Raw genomic sequence first — 20,561 nt, forward strand, 5'->3', positions numbered from 1 at the left:
ACCATGAAGGCATTCCGCATCCTGGCGGCCGGGGCCGCTACCGCAGCGCTCCTGATGGACCCCACCGCGTCATCGATGCCGACGGCCTCGGCTGACGGTTGCCCGGATGTCGAGGTGGTGTTCGCCCGCGGGACCAGCGAGCCGCCGGGCCTGGGCCGGGTCGGCGACGGCCTGGTCAACGCCCTGCGGAACCAGACGTCCCGCTCGGTCGGCGCCTACGCGGTCAACTACCCGGCCAGCTACGACTTCGGCCGGGCCGCTGATGGCGCCAACGACGCCAGCGGCCACATCATGTGGATGGTGGAGAACTGCCCGGGCACCCGCCTGGTCCTCGGTGGGTACTCGCAGGGCGCGGCCATCATCGACATCGTGGCCGCGGCACCGGTGCCCGGCTTCGGTTTCACCGCGCCGCTGCCGCCCGAGGCCGCCGATCACGTCGCGGCGATCGCGGTGTTCGGCAACCCGTCGAACAAGATCGGGCAGCCGCTGACCAACAGTCCGGTTTACGGATTCAAGACCATCGACCTGTGCACCGACGGTGACCCGGTCTGCTCCCCCGGCCGCATGTTCTCCGCGCACTCGGGCTACACACCCGGCATGACCAATCAGGCCGCTTCGTTCGTCGCTGGCCTGTTGTAGGGCCCTGGGAGCCGCGAAATCCCACTCCCGCAGGAAAAGTGCGAGTAGCCACCTGCGCCAGCAGGATCTCGCGGCGGTCAGCTGGGCTTGCGGCGATCAGCTGGGCTTGCGCAGATCCCGGGTGATGATGGTGCGTGCCCCCAGCTGATCGTCCGGCGGGTAATCCACCCCAACCAACGTCAGCCCGCGCGCGGGTGCGGCGGTGAAATCACTGGATCGGCGCTGCGCGTTCAGCAGATCGGCGCACCACGCGGCGTCGCGCCGGTGCTCACCGACCGCCAGCACCGCCCCGACCAGAGAGCGCACCATCGACCAGCAGAAGGCGTCGGCGCTGACGTGCGCGGTCACCAGATCACCGTCGCGCACCCAGTCCAAGCGCTGCAGGTCGCGAATGGTGGTCGCCCCCGCACGGTGCCGACAGAAGGCGGCAAAGTCATGCAGCCCCACCAGATTTCGGGAGGCCTGCGCCATCGCATCGACGTCCAGCGGACGCGACCACGCGGTGATGTAGCGGGCCTCCTGAGGAACCACGCCATAGGGCGCGGTCGACAATCGGTAGGCGTAATGGCGGCGCAGCGCCGAGAACCGGGCGTCGAAGTCAGCGACGGTGCGCTGCACCCGCAGCACCCGTACGTCGGTCGGCAGGAACCGCGCCAATCGCCGGGTCAGCGCCAGGAATTCCGGCTCGCCGTCACGCCTCGTTCGCGAATAGGCATGTTGCAATGCCGAATCCGGAACATCGATGTGGGCCACCTGCCCGGTGGCGTGTACGCCTGTGTCGGTGCGTCCCGCCGCGAACAACCGCACCGGAGTGCGGAACACGGTCGTCAGAGCCTCGTCGAGAACTCCGGCGACCGTGCGTTGTCCCGCCTGAACCGCCCAGCCGGCGAATTCCGTGCCGTCGTAGGCGATGTCGAGCCGAAGCCGGACGACTTCGGCCGTGCCGTCAGGACTCGTCGGTACCCTCGGCCGCATCGGTGGCCTCGGTGGCTTCAGCAGCCTCGGTCGCCTCGGCGGCCGGCTCTTCGACCTTCTCCCCAGCCTCGACGGCCTCGACCTTAGCGGGCTTCTCGGCCTTCTCCGCCTTGGGGGCAGCCTTCTCCGCCTTGGCCGCAGCCCGACGAGCGCGGTCAGCCTCCGACGTCACGGTCTTCTCCCGAACCAGCTCGATCACGGCCATCGGGGCGTTGTCACCCTGACGCGGCTCGACCTTGATGATGCGGGTGTAGCCGCCGCTGCGGTCCGCGAAGTGCGGGGCGATCTCGGCGAACAGCGAGTGCACCACGTCCTTGTCGCGGATCTTCTTGAGCACCTCACGCCGGTTGTGCAGCGTGCCCTTCTTGGCGTGGGTGATCAGCTTCTCGGCGTACGGCCGCAATGCCCGCGCCTTCGGCTCGGTCGTCTTGATCCGGCCGTGGGTGAACAGCGAGGTGGCCAGGTTGGCCAGCAGCGCCTTCTGGTGCGAGGACTTTCCGCCGAGGCGGGGACCCTTAGTGGGCTTGGGCATTGCGACTTCTCCTAAATGGGGCCGGCCCCCGTATCAGGTAGGGCCGGGACGGCTCTCTTTTCGAGAGGTTGGGCGTTAAAGCTGCTCGGTTTCGGCGTAGTCCTGCTCGTCATAACCGGCGTCGGCCGACCAGGTGCCAGTGGCAACGTCGTAGCCCGCCACCTGCGACGGGTCGAAGCTGGCCGGGCTGTCCTTGAGCGACAGGCCGAGCTGGTGCAGCTTGACCTTCACCTCGTCGATGGACTTCTGACCGAAGTTGCGGATGTCGAGCAGGTCGGACTCGGTGCGAGCGACCAACTCCCCGACCGTGTGGACACCCTCGCGCTTGAGGCAGTTGTAGGACCGCACGGTCAGGTCCAGGTCGTCGATCGGCAGCGCGAACGAGGCGATGTGGTCTGCCTCGGCCGGCGACGGGCCGATCTCGATGCCCTCGGCCTCGACGTTGAGTTCCCGTGCCAGACCGAACAGCTCCACCAGGGTCTTACCGGCCGAGGCCAGTGCGTCCCGCGGGCTGATGGAGTTCTTGGTCTCCACGTCCAGCACCAGCTTGTCGAAGTCGGTGCGCTGCTCGACACGGGTGGCCTCAACCTTGTAGGTCACCTTGAGCACCGGCGAGTAGATCGAGTCGACCGGGATGCGGCCGATCTCGGCGCCCGACACCTTGTTCTGCACGGCCGGGACGTAACCGCGGCCGCGCTCCACGATCAGCTCGACCTCGAGCTTGCCCTTGTCGTTCAGGGTGGCGATGTGCATGTCGGGGTTGTGCACCGTCACGCCGGCCGGCGGAACGATGTCACCAGCGGTGACCGCACCCGGGCCCTGCTTGCGCAGGTACATGGTGACCGGCTCGTCCTCTTCGGACGAGACCACCAGGCCCTTGAGGTTCAGGATGATGTCGGTGACATCTTCCTTGACGCCGGGGACCGTGGTGAACTCGTGCAGCACACCGTCGATGCGGATGCTGGTGACTGCCGCGCCGGGGATCGACGACAGCAGGGTGCGACGAAGCGAGTTGCCCAGGGTGTAACCGAATCCCGGCTCCAGCGGTTCGATGACGAACTGCGACCGGTTGTCGGCCACGACCTCTTCGGACAGGGTCGGACGCTGCGAGATCAGCATGGTGTTCTTTCTCCTTCTGGCACCCGCTATTTGATGCCTTTTGGGGGTACTCGAGGGGCGGAGCCCCCCCGAGAGGTGTGGCTTACTTCGAGTAGAACTCGACGATCAGCTGCTCGGTGAGCGGCACGACGATCTGCGCACGCTCGGGCAGCTGGTGGACCAGGATGCGCTGACGCTCCCCGACCACCTGCAGCCAACCCGGGATCGGGCGGTCGCCGGCGACCTCCCGGGCGATCTGGAACGGTACCGTGTTGAGCGACTTGTCCTTGACGTCGATGATGTCGTACTGCGACACCTGGTAGCTGGGCACATCGACCTTCACACCGTTGACGGTGAAGTGGCCGTGGCTGACCAGCTGACGGGCCATCCGACGGGTGCGGGCCAGGCCGGCGCGGTAAACCACGTTGTCCAGCCGGCTCTCCAGGATGCGCAGCAGTTCCTCGCCGGTCTTGCCGCCGCGACGGACGGCTTCCTCGTAGTAGCGACGGAACTGCTTCTCCATCACGCCGTAGGTGAAGCGAGCCTTCTGCTTCTCCTGCAGCTGCAGTCGGTATTCGCTTTCCTTGACCCGGGCGCGGCCGTGCTGGCCGGGCGGGTAGGGCCGCTTTTCGAATGCCTGGTCGCCGCCGATGAGGTCAACGCCGAGACGGCGGGACTTGCGGGTGGCGGGTCCGGTGTAACGAGCCATGTTGTTTCAGTCCTCCTAGACCCGACGCCGCTTGGGCGGACGGCAGCCGTTGTGCGGCTGCGGGGTGACATCGGAAATCGCGCCAACCTCAAGGCCGGCGGCCTGCAGCGAGCGGATCGCGGTCTCACGACCCGAACCCGGGCCCTTGACGAACACGTCGACCTTCTTCACGCCGTGCTCCTGGGCCTTGCGGGCAGCGTTCTCGGCGGCCAGCTGCGCGGCGAACGGGGTGGACTTACGCGAGCCCTTGAAGCCCACGTGGCCCGACGACGCCCATGCGATCACGTTGCCCTGCGGGTCGGTGATCGTCACGATCGTGTTGTTGAAGGTGCTCTTGATGTGAGCGGCACCGTGCGGGATGTTCTTCTTTTCCCGACGCCGAGTCTTCTGGCCCTTCTTGGGCCCGGTCGCTTTCTTGGTTGCCATGGGTCTTACCTGGCCTTCTTCTTACCGGCGATGGTGCGCTTGGGGCCCTTACGGGTGCGCGCGTTGGTCTTGGTCCGCTGGCCGCGCACCGGCAGGCCGCGACGGTGCCGCAGACCCTGGTAGCAGCCGATCTCAATCTTGCGACGGATGTCCGCCTGAACCTCGCGGCGCAGGTCGCCCTCAACCTTCAGGTTGCGTTCGATGTAGTCACGCAACGCAGTGACCTGGTCGTCGGTCAGGTCCTTGCTGCGCTGGTCCTTGTCGATACCAGTCGCGGCCAGGATTTCGTTGGAGCGAGTACGGCCGATGCCGTAGATATAGGTCAGCGCGATCTCCATGCGCTTATCGCGCGGCAGGTCGACGCCTACAAGTCGAGCCATGGGGGCATGCCCCTTTCATCTTCGTTACGGAGGTTGTGATCCCAGCCCGTTCCCGGCCTACTGCTCCGGGGCCCGGCCTCCGATCCGGGCGTGTGTGGGCGGCCTATCCGCTCACTGGTACTGGGAGGTCTGCATTCAGTTGTGGCTGGTGCCCGGCTACGCCGGGCCGGCGATCTGTGTCGATGGCGACGACCCGTCCCCCGCAAGCGGGAGGTGCCCCCAGCGCCGGCTGACGCCGCGCTAGCGGTCGCCGCTTAGCCCTGGCGCTGCTTGTGGCGCGGGTCCGAGCAGATCACCATGACCCGGCCGTGCCGACGGATCACCCTGCACTTGTCGCAGATCGGCTTGACGCTGGGGTTCACCTTCACGGCTGCTGTGGTCCTGTTCTAATCGCTGGTTGACGTACTTCGGGCGGTCGGGAGCTACTTGTACCGGTAGACGATGCGTCCGCGGGACAGGTCGTAGGGAGACAACTCCACGACCACCCGGTCTTCCGGCAGGATACGGATATAGTGCTGCCGCATCTTGCCGCTGATGTGGGCGAGCACCTTGTGACCGTTCTCCAGCTCAATGCGAAACATCGCATTGGGCAGGGGTTCGACCACTCGACCCTCGACCTCTATTGCACCGTCTTTTTTGGCCATTACTCTCCGGCGATCCTCCGTGTCTGACTTACTTGTCGCGTATGCATGCGCCCGCCACGGCGCAGCATCGACTACGACTGCAAAACGTGGGCCGGTGACAGGAAATTCCAGGTAGAACCCCAAGAATCTCAGACTGGGCACGCAAGAGTCGACGCGGACGCCGCACCGTCGACCTACGATACCCGCATCCGCCCCCCACACCAAAAATGCCGGGTTTATGCGGCGGTCCCAGCTTCGCCTCTCCTCCGTCGAGCCTCGCTGAACAGCCGGGTTCGCACGCGGAACCAGCATGCGAGGATGCGATCGACGGTCTATTGGGTATCAGTCCGTTGGGCATCGCCTAGGTGCTGGAGACGTTGAAGGCATCCGGGGTGGACGTGGCGGCCAGGCTGCCTCCGAAGGCCACCGAACCCCCACCGGCCCCCAACTCCTATCCGCGGCCCACCGAGTAACTGCGACGAGCACAGGGAGTCACGATGTCGGACACGTTCGCACTCAAGCCCGACCTGGGCCGCTACGCGGTATGGACCTTCGGATCCCCCACTCCGGAGCAGGCCGCCGAGATCGAACGCCTGGGCTACGGCGCGATCTGGGTGGGCGGCTCGCCAGCGGCCGAGCTGGCGTTTGTTGAACCGCTGCTGGCGGCGACCTCGACCCTGCAGGTGGCCACCGGGATCGTCAACATCTGGTCCGCACCGACCGAGCAGGTCGCCGAGTCCTACCACCGCATCGAATCCGCCTATCCGGACCGGTTCCTGCTCGGCATCGGTGTCGGCCACTCCGAGGCCACCGCCGAGTACCGCAGCCCATATGCCGCGCTGACCGACTACCTGGACGCCCTCGATGAGGCCGGCGTGCCGACCAGCCGCCGGGTGCTGGCAGCACTGGGCCCCAAGGTGCTGCAGTTGGCCGCGCAGCGAAGTGCCGGGGCGCACCCCTACCTGACCACGCCCGAGCACACCGCGAGCGCGCGCGAGCTGGTCGGCCCGTCGGTGTTCCTGGCCCCAGAGCACAAGGTGGTGTTGTCCACGGATGCCGCCGCGGCCCGCGAGGCCGGACGCGAGGCCGTCGGCTTCTACCTGCGGCTGTCCAACTACGTCAACAACTGGCGCCGGCTGGGGTTCAGCGACCGCGACGTGCGCGTGCCGGGCAGCGACCGGTTGATCGACGCGGTGGTGGCGCACGGCACCGCCGACGAGATCGCCGCCCGCCTGGGCGAGCACTTGGAGGCCGGCGCGGATCAGGTGACCATCCAGGTGCTGGGCGGTTGGAAGAACCTGCTGCCGACCCTGACCGAGCTGTCGGGGCCGCTCGGCTTGACGCCGCGGGGCTGAGCGCAAGCGGGAATCTCATTCGCCCCACCGATAGGGTTGCCCCATGCATCTGCTGGTCACCGGTGGCGCCGGATTCATCGGCGCCAACTTTGTGCACAGCACACTCGCGCAGCGCCCCGGCACCATGATCACCGTGCTGGACGCGTTGACCTATGCTGGCAGCCGCGAATCGCTGGCCGGCTTGGATTCCCAGGCTGGCCGGTTCCGGTTGGTGCAGGGCGACATCACCGATGCCGCGCTGGTCGCCGCCCTGGTCGCCGATCTGAATTCCGAGACCGACGCCGTGGTGCACTTCGCCGCCGAAACCCACGTGGACAACGCACTGGCCGACCCGGAGCCGTTCCTGCGATCCAACGTGGTCGGCACCTTCACCGTGCTGGAGGCGGTGCGCGCCCACGGGATACGGCTACACCACATCTCCACCGACGAGGTCTACGGCGACCTGGCCCTCGATGATCCGCGCCGGTTTACCGAGACGACGCCGTATCACCCGTCGAGCCCGTACTCGTCGACCAAGGCCGCCGCCGATCTGCTGGTGCACTCCTGGGTGCGGTCCTATGGGGTGCGCGCGACGATCTCGAACTGCTCCAACAACTACGGGCCCTACCAGCACGTGGAGAAGTTCATCCCGCGCCAGATCACCAACCTGCTCACCGGGCGCCGGGCCAAGCTGTACGGCAGCGGCGCCAACGTCCGCGACTGGATCCACGTCGACGACCACAACAGTGCCGTCTGGCAGATCATGACCGGCGGCCATATCGGGCGCACCTACCTGATCGGCGCCGATGGGGAGCGTGACAACCGCAGCGTGCTGCAGACCATCCTGCGGCTGATGGACCACGACCCCGACGACTTCGACCACGTGTCCGACCGGCCCGGTCATGACCTGCGCTACGCGATCGACCCGTCGGCGTTGCGCGACGAATTGGGCTGGAAGCCCGAGCACACCGACTTCGAGGCCGGCCTGCGCGAGACCATCGACTGGTACCGCGCCAACGAATCCTGGTGGGCCCCGCTGAAAGAGACCGCCGAGGCCCGCTACGCCGAGCTGGGACGCTGACGTGAACGCACGCGAGCTGAGCATCCCGGGGGCATGGGAGCTCACCCCGACTCAGCACTCTGATTCCCGCGGCGTGTTCTTCGAGTGGTTCACCGACCACGAGTTCACCGCGTTCGCCGGGCACCGTTTCGACCTGCGCCAGGCCAACTGCTCGGTGTCGAGTGCCGGGGTGCTGCGCGGGCTGCACTTCGCCCAGCTGCCGCCCGGGCAGGCCAAATACGTCACCTGCGTGTCGGGTTCGGTCTTCGACGTCGTCGTCGACATCCGAGTCGGCTCCCCGACCTACGGCCGCTGGGATGCGGTGCTGCTGGACGCCCGTGATCGCCGTTCGGTATACCTCTCCGCCGGACTGGCACATGGATTCCTTGCACTGCAAGATAATTCGACGGTGATGTATCTGTGTTCAGCCGAATACGATCCGCGACGCGAGCACACCATCTGCGCCACCGACCCGGAGATCGGGATCGACTGGCCGGTCGATCACCCGGTGGTGCTCTCCGACCGGGATGCGGGCGCGCCGTCATTGGAGCAGGTCCGCGCCGCCGGGCTGCTGCCCAATTGGGACCGCGACTGAACCCGCAGCCGGGCGGTGTTGGACACCACGTAGGTCGCCGCCGGCAGGTACACACCGGCCGACGGCGACATCGCGTGCCAACAAAGGCTTTTCCCGGGTGGCGCGGCTACTCGCTGATCGCCTTGCCTTCCGCGAAGATCAGCTCAGCAAGGCCCAGAGGGCGTCTGCTCCCGACGTCGGGTCGACGGTGGCCATCGCGTCGCCGACGGCGTCGGCGGCAGACCCCAGCGGGGCAGTGGCGTTCAACGCGTCCGCGATCTGCTGCGGGATGGTGACAAACAGTTGGTCGAAGATGCCGCCCGCGGAAAGCAGACCGGTGAAGGTGCCCTCCTCGCCGCCGGCGGGAGGGGCGTAGCCGTTGAGGAACGCGCTGGCGACGGTCGCGGGCAGATTGCTCAGTGCGGTCAGCGCAACGGCGGTGTCACCGGCTTGGAACAGCTCGTTGATGCCCCCGCCGGTCTGGACGGCCTGGAACATCGCGCCGATGCCGGGGGCCAGGACCGCGTTGGCCAGCCGGGCCCACAGCATGTAGTCGGAGAAGACATCGGCGACGTCGCCCATCCGGTGCAGCAGATCCCCCGGGATACTCGACGCGCCCACGATCAGCTCGCCGCTGCCCCAGAACTGGACCCGTGTGAAGAAGGGCTCGGTGATGTTCAGCAGGTCGTACAGGAATTCCGCGTTTACCAGGCTGTACGCGCCGAACGCGTCACCGTTGTGAAGCATCTCGGTTACCTGCGGCAGTACGTGCTCCAGGCCCAGCGCGTAGCCGTCGCCGCTCCAGATGCCTTTGATACCGGCCAGGGATTGTTCGATCTCGTCCCCGACCATGTCGGCGTAGTGGCTTTGCAGACCCGACCAGGCGCTCAGGTCCGCAAACGGGTGCGCCTCGAAACGGGCCTGCAGTTCGTTGAAATTGTCCTTCGCAGCGCTCAGCGTTTCCGACCAGTCAACGGTGCTCGGGTCGCTGAACGCGGGCGCCGAATCGTTCACCAGCTGCGCCATGAGTCGCTGCACCTCGACCGAGGTCGCCCTCAGGGGCTCGACGTCAGCGGTTCCGGCACCAAGCACCGCAACGGCGGCGATCAGCAGGGAATACGAGCGGGACGTTGCCAACATGATCGTCTCCTAGAACTTTGCCGTGCCACCGCCAATAAAGGCGTGTGCATTGAACAGGTCACCTAAGAAGTAGCAGCGATTCTGGGCGATGTATAGGTTTGCCTAACCTAAGTTATCAAGATCACATCGCCAGGCAGTGGCGGCCGAGGACAGTGCACGGCTCCGCCCCGGGCGCCGGCGTCCCCTTTGCGCAGTTACTAGGATGTCCTAGTATTCTCGGTGTCGGGCCGATCCGGCTCACCACGCCGAAATAGTCACGGGATGACCGCATGAGCACACAGATTCCGCACTTCATCGATGGCCACCGGAGCTTCGGCACCTCGCAGCGCAGCACCGACGTCTTCGACCCCAACACCGGCACGGTGCAAGCGACACTGCCGCTGGCCAACACAGCCGACGTCGACGCCGCGGTCGCCTCCGCGGCAGCGGCCCAACGTGATTGGGCCGCCTACAACCCGCAGCGCCGGGCCCGGGTGATGATGCGTTTCATCGACCTGGTCAACTCCCATGTCGACGAGCTGGCCGAGCTGCTCTCCCGCGAGCACGGCAAGACCCTCGAGGACGCCCGCGGCGACATTCAGCGCGGCATCGAGGTGATCGAGTTCTGCGTCGGCATCCCGCATCTGCTCAAGGGCGAGCACACCGAAGGAGCCGGCCCCGGCATCGACGTGTTCTCGCTGCGCCAGCCGCTGGGCGTGGTCGCCGGGATCACCCCGTTCAACTTCCCGGCAATGATCCCGCTGTGGCAGGCCGGACCAGCCCTGGCGTGCGGAAACGCATTCATCCTGAAGCCGTCCGAGCGTGACCCGTCGGTACCGGTGCGTCTTGCCGAGCTGTTCGTCGAGGCCGGGTTGCCACCGGGCGTGCTGCAGGTGGTGCACGGCGACAAGGAAGCCGTCGACGCCCTGCTGCACCACCGCGACATCGCCGCGATCGGCTTCGTCGGCAGCTCCGACATCGCGCAGTACATCTACTCGACGGCCAGCGCCAACGGCAAGCGCGCCCAGTGCTTCGGCGGGGCCAAGAACCACATGATCGTGATGCCCGACGCCGACCTGGACCAGGCCGTCGACGCGCTGATCGGCGCCGGCTACGGCAGTGCCGGCGAGCGCTGCATGGCGATCAGCGTGGCGGTGCCCGTCGGCGAGCAGACCGCCGATCGGCTGCGGTCCCGGCTGGTGGAACGCATCAACAACCTGCGGGTCGGCCACAGCCTGGACCCCAAGGCCGACTACGGCCCACTGGTCACCCGGGCCGCTCTGGACCGGGTCAACGACTACATCGCCCAGGGCGTGACCGCCGGCGCCGACCTGGTGATCGACGGCCGCGAACGCACCAGTGACGACACCCAATTCGGCGACGCCGATCTGACCGGTGGCTTCTTCGCGGGACCGTCGCTGTTCGACCGGGTCACCACCGACATGTCGATCTACACCGACGAGATCTTCGGCCCGGTGCTGTGTATCGTCCGCGCCCACGACTACGAAGAAGCCCTGCGGCTGCCCAGCGAGCACGAGTACGGCAACGGCGTGGCGATCTTCACCCGCGACGGCGACACCGCCCGCGACTTCACCTCCCGGGTGCAGGTCGGCATGGTCGGGGTGAACGTGCCGATTCCGGTGCCGGTGGCCTATCACACCTTCGGCGGCTGGAAGCGGTCCGGCTTCGGCGACCTCAACCAGCACGGGACGGCATCCATCACCTTCTACACGAAGGTCAAGACCGTCACGCAGCGTTGGCCCTCGGGGATCAAAGACGGCGCTGAATTCCACATCCCCACAATGGAATAGAGCAGCAGTAATGAACACGATCTTGGATGACGAAGAACGGGTGATCGTCGACACCGCGGCGGCGTTCGCCGACAAGCGGCTGGCCCCGTATGCGCTGGAATGGGATGAGACCCACCACTTTCCGGTCGACGTGATGCGGGAGGCGGCCCAGCTGGGGATGGCGGCGATCTACTGCCGCGACGACGTGGGCGGCTCCGGGCTACGCCGCCTGGACGGGGTGCGCATCTTCGAGCAGCTCTCGATCGCCGACCCGGTGATCGCGGCCTACCTGTCGATCCACAACATGTGCGCCTGGATGATCGACAGCTACGGCACCGAAGACCAGCGCAAAAGCTGGGTGCCGCGACTGGCGTCGATGGAGGCGGTGGCCAGTTACTGCCTGACCGAGCCCGGCGCGGGATCGGATGCCGGTGCGTTGAGCACCCGTGCGGTGCGCTCGGGTGACGACTACGTGCTCGACGGGGTCAAGCAGTTCATCTCCGGTGCCGGCGTCTCGGACGTCTATGTGGTGATGGCCCGAACCGGCAGTGAGCAGGGCCCTCGGGGCATTTCCACGTTCATCGTCGAAAAGGACACGCCAGGGCTGAGTTTCGGCGCCGCCGAGCAGAAGATGGGTTGGAACTCCCAGCCGACCGCGCAGGTGATCTTCGATGGCGTGCGGGTTCCGGCCGAGGCGATGCTCGGCGGTCCCGAAGGCGATGGCAACGGGTTCAACATCGCGATGAACGGCCTCAACGGCGGCCGGATCAATATCGCCGCCTGCTCGATGGGCGGCGGCCAGGCAGCATTCGACAAGACCGGCAGCTACCTGGCAGACCGGACGGCATTCGGCAAGGCGCTGCTGGACGAACCGACCATCCGGTTCACCCTGGCCGACATGGCCACCGCCCTGGAGACCTCACGGCTGCTGCTGTGGCGTGCGGCGACCGCGCTCGACAACAACTCCCCCGACAAGGTCGAGCTGTGCGCGATGGCCAAGCGCTACGTCACCGACGCGTGCTTCGACGTCGCCGACAAGGCACTGCAGCTGCACGGCGGGTATGGATATCTGCGCGAATACGGTCTGGAGAAAATCGTCCGCGATCTTCGGGTGCACCGCATTCTGGAGGGCACCAACGAGATCATGCGGCTGGTGATCGGCCGGGCCGAGGCGGCCCGCATCCGGTCCGGCCAGTAACCCCCGACACTTCGAGGCCCCGCTAGGAGCTCATATGGCAATCGTCGCGTTTCTCGGCCTGGGCCACATGGGTGGGCCGATGTCGGCGAACCTGGTCGCCGCCGGGCACACCGTGCGCGGCTTCGACCCGGTGCCGGCCGCCACGGCGGCAGCCGAGCAGCACGGCGTGAGCATCCACGCCAGCGCCGCCGAGGCGGTCGCCGGGGCCGATGCGGTGGTCACCATGCTTCCGCACGGGGATGCGGTGAAGAGCTGCTATGCCGAGATCCTGCCCGCGGCCTCCCCCGACACCCTGTTCATCGACAGTTCCACCATCTCCGTGGCCGACGCCCGCGAGGTGCACGCCCTGGCCGGCTCGCACGGGTTCGCCCAGCTGGATGCGCCGGTGTCCGGCGGGGTGACCGGTGCGGTCGCCGGGCGGCTGGCGTTCATGGTCGGCGGCGAGGACGCCGCCGTGGCACGTGCTACCCCGGTGTTGGAACCGATGGCCGCCAAGATCATCCACTGTGGTGCGGCGGGCGCCGGCCAAGCGGCCAAGGTCTGCAACAACATGGTGCTGGCCGTGCAGCAGGTGGCGGTCGCCGAGGCGTTCGTGCTGGCCGAAAAGCTGGGCCTGGCCGACCAGGCGCTATTCGACGTGATGACCGGGGCCACCGGGAATTGCTGGGCGCTGCACACCAACTGCCCGGTGCCCGGCCCGGTGCCCACCTCCCCGGCGAACCGGAACTTCGAGCCGGGTTTTGCCACCGCACTGATGAACAAGGACCTTCACCTCGCGATGGACGCGGTCGCATCGACCGGGTCGGCTGCCCCGCTCGGCAGCCACGCCGCCCAGATCTACCGCGACTTCGCCGCCGAACACGGCGCGCAGGATTTCAGCGCGGTGATCAACCTGCTGCGCGGCAGCTGAGCGCGCCGCCGGCCCGAACGATCACGATCGGGCCGGCCAAACCTGATGCTCCTGCCATGCTGATGTCATGTCCCCGGCACAGAATGCGCATGTCATGCGCATGTGGTAGTTTGTGGCCATGGCGGTTGCGATTCAGATCAAAGATGTCCCCGAAGAAGTTCGCGACGCGCTGGCGGCCCGCGCCGAGGCCCGCGGCCAGTCCACGCAAACCTATCTGCGATCACTGCTGGAACGGGAGTATCAGACTCAACGCAACCGACAGCTCTTGGAGGCGTTGGCTGGTCATCGCAGCCTCACCATGACAGCCGAGGAAGTGGCGACCGTCATCCGCGCCGACCGCGACGGGTGAGGTTCCTGCTGTGATCGTGGTGGACGCAGGCGTGCTGGTGTTGGCGCTCACGAGCGGCACCCCCCAAGGCGACGCGGCACGCGCGGCCCTGAACCGTGACGACGGCTGGCTCGCGCCGGCTCACATGCCGGGCGAGGTACTACGCACTCTGCACAAGGCCGTATTGCGCCAGCAATTGAACCCAGAGGACGCCGAGGCCGCCGCCGAGGCTGTCACCGCACTCGCAATCGAGTACGTGCTTCCCGATGCACTACTCCTGCGCACCGCCTGGGCCTGGCGGCACAACATTTCGATCTACGACGGCCTGTATGTCGCTGTCGCGGTGGAACGCTCCGCAGCCGTGATCACCGTCGACAGCCGCTTGGTCAGTGCCACTGATCAACTCGGCATACCGGTCGCGATCACCCTGCTCTAGGCCCGCCGGCGATACGGGGTAGACGATTCGCAAGGGGGTAGATTCCCAACTTGTCACCAACCTGGTGCTGGTCTGCCCCTACCACCACCGCCTGCATCACCGAGGCATCATCACCATCACCGGGCCGGCCGACCATCTCGTCGTCAGCGACGCCGACGACCGACAACTGCACCCCGGATCACTGGCCCGCACACCGCGCAACCCCGCACCCGCGGTCGCACCCTGCCCCGGGCCGACCGGCGAACGAGCCGACTGGTGGTGGTACCAACCCTTCCAACCCCAAGCACCACCGAGCACCAACTGACCTGCTGCTTGCCGGGTTACTTCGCGATTGCCATCACTGCGCCCGGCCTCAGCCAGCCGATTATCTTCACCAGCGTGGCGTCATCGATTGCCACACAGCCCGCCGTCGGCCCGCCGTCGGTGGTGTGAAAGAAGTAGGCGGAGCTGGCACCGGGTATGCGGGATTTGTTGACGCCGATGACCACCGCGTGCCGGTACTGCGGGATGTTGAGGTTCTCGCTGACCGCCGTGTCGAACGGACACTGAGCTTTTTTGCAGACCTGCATGGTGTTGTAGGTCGGGCTGTTGGAGTCGCTGTCCCACCAGTGGTCGGATCCGACCTGCACATACGGCAGGCCACCGCCGGGATTGGGAGCGGTGCCGAACGCCGAATCCAGGGTGTAAATGCCCATCGGGGTCGACGGCTCGCCTTCCTTGGACTGCGCGGTGATGCCCGCCGAGCCCACATGCGCCGGAATCCCGGCAGCGATCGCTTCCCACCCCGCGGGAGTCCGCTGATAGACGTCGATGTTTGCGGTCGAATGGCCCACTCCGACAACCGAAACCACCTGGGTGGCGTTGCCGACCGCAGTCCCGAACCACGGTTCGACGACCGCCGCAGCCAGCGGCGCGGTCGCCGATGTCACGCCCATCGCACACAGCGCTACGCACCAAAGAACCACCAGTCGACGCACCACATCATGGTCAGCGACCGGAGGCGTCACCGTCAAACAACGATTGCGGCGCGGCGCAAACCAGCGCCGTGATCAGCCTGCTTCGCGGCAGCTGAACCGGGCGACCACCCGCTGCGCCTGCAACTCCCGGCATCCGTTGGCCAGCAGCCCGTCGTAACGGCTGGAACCCGCGTAGATCACCGGCAGGCCGATCGCGGATGCGGTGCGGGCCCCGGACTCGTAGCCGGCGATCACCAACGCCTCCCCGGCCACGATGCCCAACTCCCACAGCGCCAGCCGGTAGAGCTCGGCATCACCGGCGGGACCGGTCAAGTCGTCGGCACTGATCACAGTCTCGGCCATGCCGTCGCCGATCAATTCCCGCACCCGCTCCTGCACCCAAGCACGCGGGCCGGAGCCGACCACCGCGATCCACAGACCGCTGGCGAACAGGCTTAACACCAGGTCCACCAGGCCCGACCGAGGTTCACCGTCGGCGTCGGCGAGCGCATCGAGATCAAAGATCACCGCTTGTAGGGGGTAAACCTCGGCATCCGGATCCACCTGGTCCCACCAGAACGGGCGGCCCGGACCGGTCCATGTCGCGAGTTCGGTTGTGATCTGCATAACAGACACCGTGCCGGAAACGGGCGCGGATGTCCTCCCCCATTGGGGGGATCTGGACGGGGTAATCACTGCCGGGTTCATTCGGCGGCCCCAGCTTCGCCTCTCCTGCGCCGTCCCTGCGGGCCGACTCCGCCGAGCCTCGCCGAACCGCCGGGGTTCATTCGGCGGCCCCAGCTTCGCCTCTCCTGCGCCGTCCCTGCGGGCCGACTCCGCCGAGCCTCGCCGAACCGCCGCAGGGCCCTATTGTCTTGCTATGCCCGTGCGCCTGGTCCTCGTCGACGACCACGAAATGGTGATCGAGGGCCTGCGGGCCATGCTCACCGCGTTCGCCGACCGGATCGAAGTGGTCGGCCAGGCGATCAACGCCGAACAGGCCATGGCCGTGATCGCCGAGACCGACCCCGACATCGTGCTGTGTGACGTGCGGATGCGCGGTGAGAGCGGCTTGGACCTCTGCCTGGCGCTGCGGGAACGCGACCCGGAACGCAAAGTCGTGATGCTCTCGGTCTACGACGACGAGCAGTACCTGTTCGAGGCGCTGCGCGTCGGCGCGACGGGTTACCTGCTCAAGAGCATCAGCAGTGACGACCTGGTGCATCAGATCGAGTTGGCCCACCGCGGTGAGACGGTGATCGACCCCGGCCTGGCGGCGCGGGCGGCCGGCACCGCCGCACGACTGCAACGCGACGAGTTCTGGCCCGGCGCGCGTCAGGGGCTCACCCAGCGGGAAAGTGAGATCCTGGCCTACATGGTCAGCGGGCTGTCCAACCGCGGGATCGCCACGAAGCTGGTGATCGGCGACGAGACGGTCAAAAGCCACCTGCGCTCGATCTACCGCAAGCTGGGGGTGTCCGATCGGACCGGAGCGGTGGCCACCGCGCTGCGCGAAGGCATCTACCGGTGAGCTCCAACAGCGGGCCGCGCTCCCGCCCCCGCAAGACCGGGGCGGTGCGCGATTTCCAACACTTTGTAGACGCCAACCACGAGCTGGCGTTGCTGCGAGAGCTCATCCAGGCCGCCTCCAGTGGACCGGGAGTGGAACCGCTGGCCGCCGCGGCAGCCCGGATGATCACTGCCGCCACCGGCACCGATGTCTGCTTCGTGCACGTCCTCGACGACACCGAACGCTCGCTGACCCTGACCGGTGCGACCCCACCGTTCGACACCGAGGTCGGCAAGATCCGACTGCCGCTGGGGTCGGGGGTGTCGGGCTGGGTGGCGCGACACCGCGAGCCGGTGGTGATCAGCGACAACAAGGAAGCCGATCCGCGCTACCTGCCGATCGAGTCGCTGCGAGGGCGTGACTTCACCTCGATGGTGTCGGTGCCGATGGAGACCGATCCGGGCGGGTTGGTGGGTGTGCTCAACGTGCACACCGTGACGCGCCGCGAGTTCACCCCCGGCGACGTCGAACTGCTGCGGGTGATCGGCCGGCTCATTGCCGGTGCCATGCACCAGGCCCGGCTGCACCGGCAGCTGGTAGCGCGTGAACGTGCCCACGAACTCTTCGTCGAGCAGGTGATCGAAGCCCAGGAGATCGAACGGCGCCGGTTGGCCGGCGACATCCACGACGGCATCTCCCAGCGGCTGGTGACGCTGTCCTACCGGCTGGACGCCGCCGCGCGCGCGGTCGGCCACGACCCGGACGAGGCGTCGGCGCAGTTGGAGGCCGCTCGTGAACTCGCTGGGCTGACCCTGCAGGAGACCCGCGTGGCGATCAGCGGGCTGCGGCCGCCGGTGCTCGACGATCTGGGCCTATCCGGTGGCCTAGCCAGCCTCGCCCGGTCGATCCCGCAACTCACGATTGAGTTGGACCTAGCCGAGACACGGCTCCCCGAGCACATCGAGCTGGCGCTGTACCGGATCGCCCAGGAGGGCCTGCAGAACGTGGTCAAACACGCGGCCGCGAGCACGGTGCGGCTGGGATTCGCGATCACCGCTGACCCCGACACGGCGCGACTGGAGATCGTCGACGACGGGGTGGGTTTCGACACCTTCGAGCACCCGGTGGGCGGCGACGAGATGGGCGGCTACGGGGTGCTGTCGATGGCCGAGCGCGCCGAGCTGGTCGGTGGCCGGCTCAACATCCGGTCGCGCCCCGGGGCGGGCACCGCCGTCACCGCCACCATCCCCATCCCGTCCCCCACCGCGCGACCCGCCGGCTAGTGCGATCGGCGCTTAGAAGTCCCCGGCGTTGCGCCGCAACGTCTCGATCGCCGAGGACAGCATCCGCGATTCCTGCACCGACATACCGACGTCGGCGAACACCTCGCGGTTGAGGCTGACCGTGGCGTCCGCAACAGTGGCGCGACCCACGTCGGTGATCGAGACCAGCGTGGTACGGCCGTCGGTGGGGTGCGGCAGCCGCTCGACCAAGCCGGCCGCCTCCAACCGCCGGATCGCGTGCGTGACGCTGGTGACGTGTACCTGCAGCCGGTCGGAGGCCTTGGTGATCGGCAACGCCCCGGCGCGGCTGAACGCCAGCAGCCGCAGCAGCTCGAATCGGGAGAAGCTCAAGTCGTAGGGGCGCAGGGTCGCCTCCACCCGTGCCAGCAGAATCTGGTGGGCACGCATCACCGATGTCACCGCCACCATCCCGTCGGCGACTTCACCCCAGCCGGCCCGCTCCCAGTTGGCGCGGGCCAGCGCGATCGGGTCGGCGTCACCGGAAGAACTGGAAGCTGCCACGCCCTTTTCTTACCGCACCGCGCGGTGCCGTCACGTCGGTGTGGGGCAATTGCCACCACGGCCCTGCTCGCAGAACGCAAAAGCAGAGGCCGGAAGGTTCAGCGCGGTAGCGGAATTGAACCGCTGAGGGCTCGGCAACGTGACACCGACATGACCCCATCTTCGCCTTCGCTCGCCGCGGTAGCCGCTGCATTCCCGCCGAACCGATACAGCCAAGACGAATCGGCCCAGGCATTGGGCGACTTCGCCGGTCCCGAGTTTCGGCGGTTCTTCGATGCCAGCGGCGTCGCGTCCCGCCACCTGGCGTTGCCGTTGCCGCGCTACGCCGAGCTGAGCGGTTTCACCGAGGCGAACGACACCTTCATCGACGTCGCCCTAGACCTCGGTGAGCAGGCGCTGCAGGCGGCCCTGGACGCCGCCAAGGTCAAGCCGGCCGATGTCGACGTCGTGGTGTCGACGACGGTGACCGGGCTTGCCGTACCGACACTGGAGGCCAGGCTGGCGGCCCGGGTGGGGCTGCGGCCCGACGTCAAGCGAATCCCGCTGTTCGGCTTGGGCTGCGTCGCGGGTGCGGCCGGGATAGCCCGGATGTACGACTACCTGCGCGCCTACCCCGACCACGTGGCGGCGTTACTCGCGGTCGAACTGTGCTCGCTGACCATTCAGCGCGACGACCGTTCGATGGCGAATTTCGTGGCGGCCAGCCTGTTCGGTGACGGTGCGGCCGCCGTGATCGCGACCGGGGCGAATCGGCGCCCGGTCCGACCGAAAGCGCCGAAAGTACTGGCCACCCGCAGCCGGCTCTACCCCGACACCCAGGACGTGATGGGCTGGGACATCGGCACCAGCGGGTTCCGGATCCAGCTGTCCGTCGAGGTCGCCACCGTCGTCGAGAAGTATCTGGCCGAGGATGTTCGCAACTTCCTGGCCGACTGCGGGATGACCTCCGATGACGTGTCGACCTATGTCTGCCATCCCGGTGGGCCGAAGGTTATCGAGGCGGTCCAGGACGTGTTGGAGCTGCCTGCCGATGCGCTGGATCGGACCCGAACGTCATTGCGCGAGAACGGGAATCTGTCATCGGCCTCGGTACTCGACGTGCTGCGGGCCACCATGGCCGATCCGCCGCCGCCGGGCTCGTTCGGGCTGATGGTCGCGATGGGGCCGGGATTCTGCTCCGAACTCGTGCTGCTTGGCTGGTAGCCCGACGCTTCAGCTGTTGATTCCGGCCGTCGAGAGACCGGCCCGCAATGCGCACAGCGCGTCGTGCAGGTCGCCTTTGACGGTGTCCTCGTCGATGCCGAGATCCGCGGCGATCTGCGCTGTCGCCCAGCCGAGATAGTAGGACCGATAGATCACCGCGCGGTACCGGCCCGACAGCCGGGCCAGCGCACCTTTGACCTGGTCCGCACTTCCCGACGACGGCGCCATCCCGTTCCGCCTCCGACCTGGTACACCTAGTCGTCCTTGTATCGACTGATACAAGGACACCATAGATGTATGACCCACGACATTTCTATCTTTTTGTCCGCTACCCTTTGAGACATGCCCGCCGTGCCGAATTTTCAGGCCGAGGTCCGGCAGATGCTGTACAACCGGATCCTCGACGCGGCCCACGCGCTGGTCTGCGCCGAAGGCTGGCAGGCGGTGAACATGTCGCGCATCGCCGCCACAGTCGGCGTCAGCCGGCAGGTGCTCTACAAGGAGATCGGCGCGAAACAGGCGCTGGGCGAGGCCTTGGTTCAGCGCGAGACCACCCGATTCATTGCCGGGGTGATCACGGCCATCCAGTCCCGCCCCGACGACGTCGCTGCCGGTCTGGCCGCCGGCGCCGCCTTCACCCTGCGCGCAGCTGCCGACGATCCCCTGGTCAACGCGACGTTGACCAGCGAGAACAACACGGAGGCGGGCCTGACTCCGCTGCTGACTGTGGGGCCGACACCGATCCTGGCCGGTGCGATCGAGGCCATGGCGGCTGCGGTCCGGTCGTCCTACGACCTGCCGGACGCCATCGACCGGCAGCTGAATTCGATCGTCGAGGTCGACGTCCGGTTGACGCTGAGCCATCTGCTGCAGCCGATGGGTGGCATCGACGATGCCGTCCGCCAGATCCACGCCACCCTGCGCGCACTGTTAGACGCCGCGGCGTCCTAGGCGTC

Annotated in this window: 25 protein-coding genes and 2 pseudogenes; 14 read left to right on the plus strand and 13 right to left on the minus strand. The window is 67.2% G+C overall.

Annotation, left to right across the window (positions count from 1 at the left end):
• Positions 1–3: 3 nt before the first annotated feature.
• A complete protein-coding gene (locus NM962_03815; protein UVO13280.1) occupies positions 4–639 on the plus strand; it encodes a cutinase family protein in 636 nt (211 codons plus the stop codon).
• A 96-nt stretch (positions 640–735) separates the two neighbouring features.
• Here NM962_03815 and truA read toward each other — a convergent pair whose 3' ends face one another.
• The 8 genes from truA to infA form a co-directional block, all read right to left on the minus strand.
• Positions 736–1,614 carry a tRNA pseudouridine(38-40) synthase TruA gene (gene truA, locus NM962_03820; GenBank protein ID UVO13281.1) on the minus strand — a complete coding sequence of 293 codons (879 nt, stop codon included), beginning with the start codon at positions 1,612–1,614 and terminating at the stop codon, positions 736–738.
• The gene (rplQ, locus tag NM962_03825) at positions 1,586–2,146 is read right to left on the minus strand and encodes a 50S ribosomal protein L17 (protein UVO13282.1); all 561 of its coding nucleotides are present in this window, start codon (positions 2,144–2,146) and stop codon (positions 1,586–1,588) included. The genes truA and rplQ overlap by 29 nt, the downstream gene beginning before the upstream one ends.
• Before the next feature lie 75 nt (positions 2,147–2,221).
• A complete protein-coding gene (locus tag NM962_03830; GenBank protein ID UVO13283.1) occupies positions 2,222–3,265 on the minus strand; it encodes a DNA-directed RNA polymerase subunit alpha in 1,044 nt (347 codons plus the stop codon).
• A gap of 82 nt (positions 3,266–3,347) precedes the next feature.
• Entirely contained in the window at positions 3,348–3,953 is a 606-nt protein-coding gene (rpsD, locus tag NM962_03835) for a 30S ribosomal protein S4 (GenBank protein UVO13284.1), read from the minus strand.
• 15 nt (positions 3,954–3,968) lie between these two features.
• Positions 3,969–4,379 (minus strand): 30S ribosomal protein S11, encoded by a 411-nt coding sequence (gene rpsK / locus NM962_03840; GenBank protein UVO13285.1) that lies wholly within the window; start codon positions 4,377–4,379, stop codon positions 3,969–3,971.
• Between the two features lie 5 nt (positions 4,380–4,384).
• On the minus strand, positions 4,385–4,759 hold the full coding sequence (rpsM, locus tag NM962_03845) for a 30S ribosomal protein S13 (GenBank protein ID UVO13286.1): 375 nt from the start codon (positions 4,757–4,759) through the stop codon (positions 4,385–4,387).
• Positions 4,760–5,013: 254 nt separating this feature from the next.
• Positions 5,014–5,127, minus strand: a complete 114-nt coding sequence (rpmJ, locus tag NM962_03850; GenBank protein ID UVO13287.1) for a 50S ribosomal protein L36 — start codon at positions 5,125–5,127, stop codon at positions 5,014–5,016.
• Positions 5,128–5,181: 54 nt separating this feature from the next.
• Positions 5,182–5,403: a translation initiation factor IF-1 gene (gene infA / locus NM962_03855; GenBank protein UVO13288.1), complete on the minus strand. Its 222-nt coding sequence runs from the start codon at positions 5,401–5,403 to the stop codon at positions 5,182–5,184.
• Positions 5,404–5,879: 476 nt separating this feature from the next.
• Between infA and NM962_03860 the strand changes: the two genes are divergently transcribed.
• Genes NM962_03860 through rfbC form a run of 3 tightly spaced genes read left to right on the plus strand, consistent with a single transcriptional unit; the run spans position 5,880 to position 8,371 of the window.
• The gene (locus NM962_03860) at positions 5,880–6,737 is read left to right on the plus strand and encodes an LLM class F420-dependent oxidoreductase (GenBank protein UVO13289.1); all 858 of its coding nucleotides are present in this window, start codon (positions 5,880–5,882) and stop codon (positions 6,735–6,737) included.
• A 43-nt stretch (positions 6,738–6,780) separates the two neighbouring features.
• Positions 6,781–7,797 carry a dTDP-glucose 4,6-dehydratase gene (gene rfbB, locus NM962_03865; GenBank protein ID UVO13290.1) on the plus strand — a complete coding sequence of 339 codons (1,017 nt, stop codon included), beginning with the start codon at positions 6,781–6,783 and terminating at the stop codon, positions 7,795–7,797.
• A 1-nt stretch (position 7,798) separates the two neighbouring features.
• Positions 7,799–8,371: a dTDP-4-dehydrorhamnose 3,5-epimerase gene (gene rfbC / locus NM962_03870; protein ID UVO13291.1), complete on the plus strand. Its 573-nt coding sequence runs from the start codon at positions 7,799–7,801 to the stop codon at positions 8,369–8,371.
• Positions 8,372–8,509: 138 nt separating this feature from the next.
• Here rfbC and NM962_03875 read toward each other — a convergent pair whose 3' ends face one another.
• Positions 8,510–9,490, minus strand: coding sequence for a hypothetical protein (locus NM962_03875; protein UVO13292.1), 981 nt, complete (start codon positions 9,488–9,490; stop codon positions 8,510–8,512).
• A 269-nt stretch (positions 9,491–9,759) separates the two neighbouring features.
• Here NM962_03875 and NM962_03880 point away from each other — a divergent pair, with 269 nt between their 5' ends.
• The 6 genes and pseudogenes from NM962_03880 (at position 9,760) to NM962_03905 (ending at position 14,435) form a co-directional block, all read left to right on the plus strand.
• Positions 9,760–11,280: a CoA-acylating methylmalonate-semialdehyde dehydrogenase gene (locus NM962_03880; protein UVO13293.1), complete on the plus strand. Its 1,521-nt coding sequence runs from the start codon at positions 9,760–9,762 to the stop codon at positions 11,278–11,280.
• Positions 11,281–11,290: 10 nt separating this feature from the next.
• Complete coding sequence (locus NM962_03885) at positions 11,291–12,457, plus strand: isobutyryl-CoA dehydrogenase (GenBank protein ID UVO13294.1); 1,167 nt, start codon at positions 11,291–11,293, stop codon at positions 12,455–12,457.
• Between the two features lie 34 nt (positions 12,458–12,491).
• Positions 12,492–13,367 (plus strand): 3-hydroxyisobutyrate dehydrogenase, encoded by an 876-nt coding sequence (gene mmsB, locus NM962_03890; protein ID UVO13295.1) that lies wholly within the window; start codon positions 12,492–12,494, stop codon positions 13,365–13,367.
• Positions 13,368–13,485: 118 nt separating this feature from the next.
• Complete coding sequence (locus tag NM962_03895; protein UVO13296.1) at positions 13,486–13,716, plus strand: hypothetical protein; 231 nt, start codon at positions 13,486–13,488, stop codon at positions 13,714–13,716.
• Between the two features lie 10 nt (positions 13,717–13,726).
• Positions 13,727–14,131, plus strand: coding sequence for a type II toxin-antitoxin system VapC family toxin (locus NM962_03900; protein ID UVO13297.1), 405 nt, complete (start codon positions 13,727–13,729; stop codon positions 14,129–14,131).
• Between the two features lie 52 nt (positions 14,132–14,183).
• A pseudogene (locus tag NM962_03905) lies at positions 14,184–14,435 on the plus strand (hypothetical protein).
• 16 nt (positions 14,436–14,451) lie between these two features.
• Here the strand turns inward: NM962_03905 and NM962_03910 are convergent.
• Both NM962_03910 and NM962_03915 read right to left on the minus strand, forming a co-directional pair.
• Positions 14,452–15,066, minus strand: coding sequence for a hypothetical protein (locus NM962_03910; GenBank protein ID UVO13298.1), 615 nt, complete (start codon positions 15,064–15,066; stop codon positions 14,452–14,454).
• A gap of 114 nt (positions 15,067–15,180) precedes the next feature.
• Positions 15,181–15,714: an HAD family hydrolase gene (locus NM962_03915; protein ID UVO13299.1), complete on the minus strand. Its 534-nt coding sequence runs from the start codon at positions 15,712–15,714 to the stop codon at positions 15,181–15,183.
• A 253-nt stretch (positions 15,715–15,967) separates the two neighbouring features.
• Here NM962_03915 and NM962_03920 point away from each other — a divergent pair, with 253 nt between their 5' ends.
• Positions 15,968–16,618, plus strand: coding sequence for a response regulator transcription factor (locus NM962_03920; GenBank protein ID UVO13300.1), 651 nt, complete (start codon positions 15,968–15,970; stop codon positions 16,616–16,618).
• Positions 16,619–16,662: 44 nt separating this feature from the next.
• Positions 16,663–17,880 (plus strand): GAF domain-containing sensor histidine kinase, encoded by a 1,218-nt coding sequence (locus NM962_03925; GenBank protein UVO14539.1) that lies wholly within the window; start codon positions 16,663–16,665, stop codon positions 17,878–17,880.
• A 12-nt stretch (positions 17,881–17,892) separates the two neighbouring features.
• On the opposite strand, the gene NM962_03930 is transcribed toward NM962_03925, so the two are convergent.
• Complete coding sequence (locus NM962_03930; GenBank protein UVO13301.1) at positions 17,893–18,402, minus strand: MarR family transcriptional regulator; 510 nt, start codon at positions 18,400–18,402, stop codon at positions 17,893–17,895.
• A 150-nt stretch (positions 18,403–18,552) separates the two neighbouring features.
• Here NM962_03930 and NM962_03935 point away from each other — a divergent pair, with 150 nt between their 5' ends.
• Positions 18,553–19,605 (plus strand): type III polyketide synthase, encoded by a 1,053-nt coding sequence (locus NM962_03935; protein ID UVO13302.1) that lies wholly within the window; start codon positions 18,553–18,555, stop codon positions 19,603–19,605.
• A 9-nt stretch (positions 19,606–19,614) separates the two neighbouring features.
• On the opposite strand, the pseudogene NM962_03940 reads toward NM962_03935, so the two are convergent.
• Positions 19,615–19,788: pseudogene (locus NM962_03940) on the minus strand (RNA polymerase subunit sigma).
• A gap of 159 nt (positions 19,789–19,947) precedes the next feature.
• Between NM962_03940 and NM962_03945 the strand changes: the two are divergent.
• The gene (locus NM962_03945) at positions 19,948–20,556 is read left to right on the plus strand and encodes a TetR family transcriptional regulator (protein ID UVO13303.1); all 609 of its coding nucleotides are present in this window, start codon (positions 19,948–19,950) and stop codon (positions 20,554–20,556) included.
• Positions 20,557–20,561 lie beyond the last annotated feature (5 nt).

Source organism: Mycobacterium sp. SVM_VP21 (assembly GCA_024758765.1).
GTDB classification, from domain to species: domain Bacteria; phylum Actinomycetota; class Actinomycetes; order Mycobacteriales; family Mycobacteriaceae; genus Mycobacterium; species Mycobacterium heraklionense_C.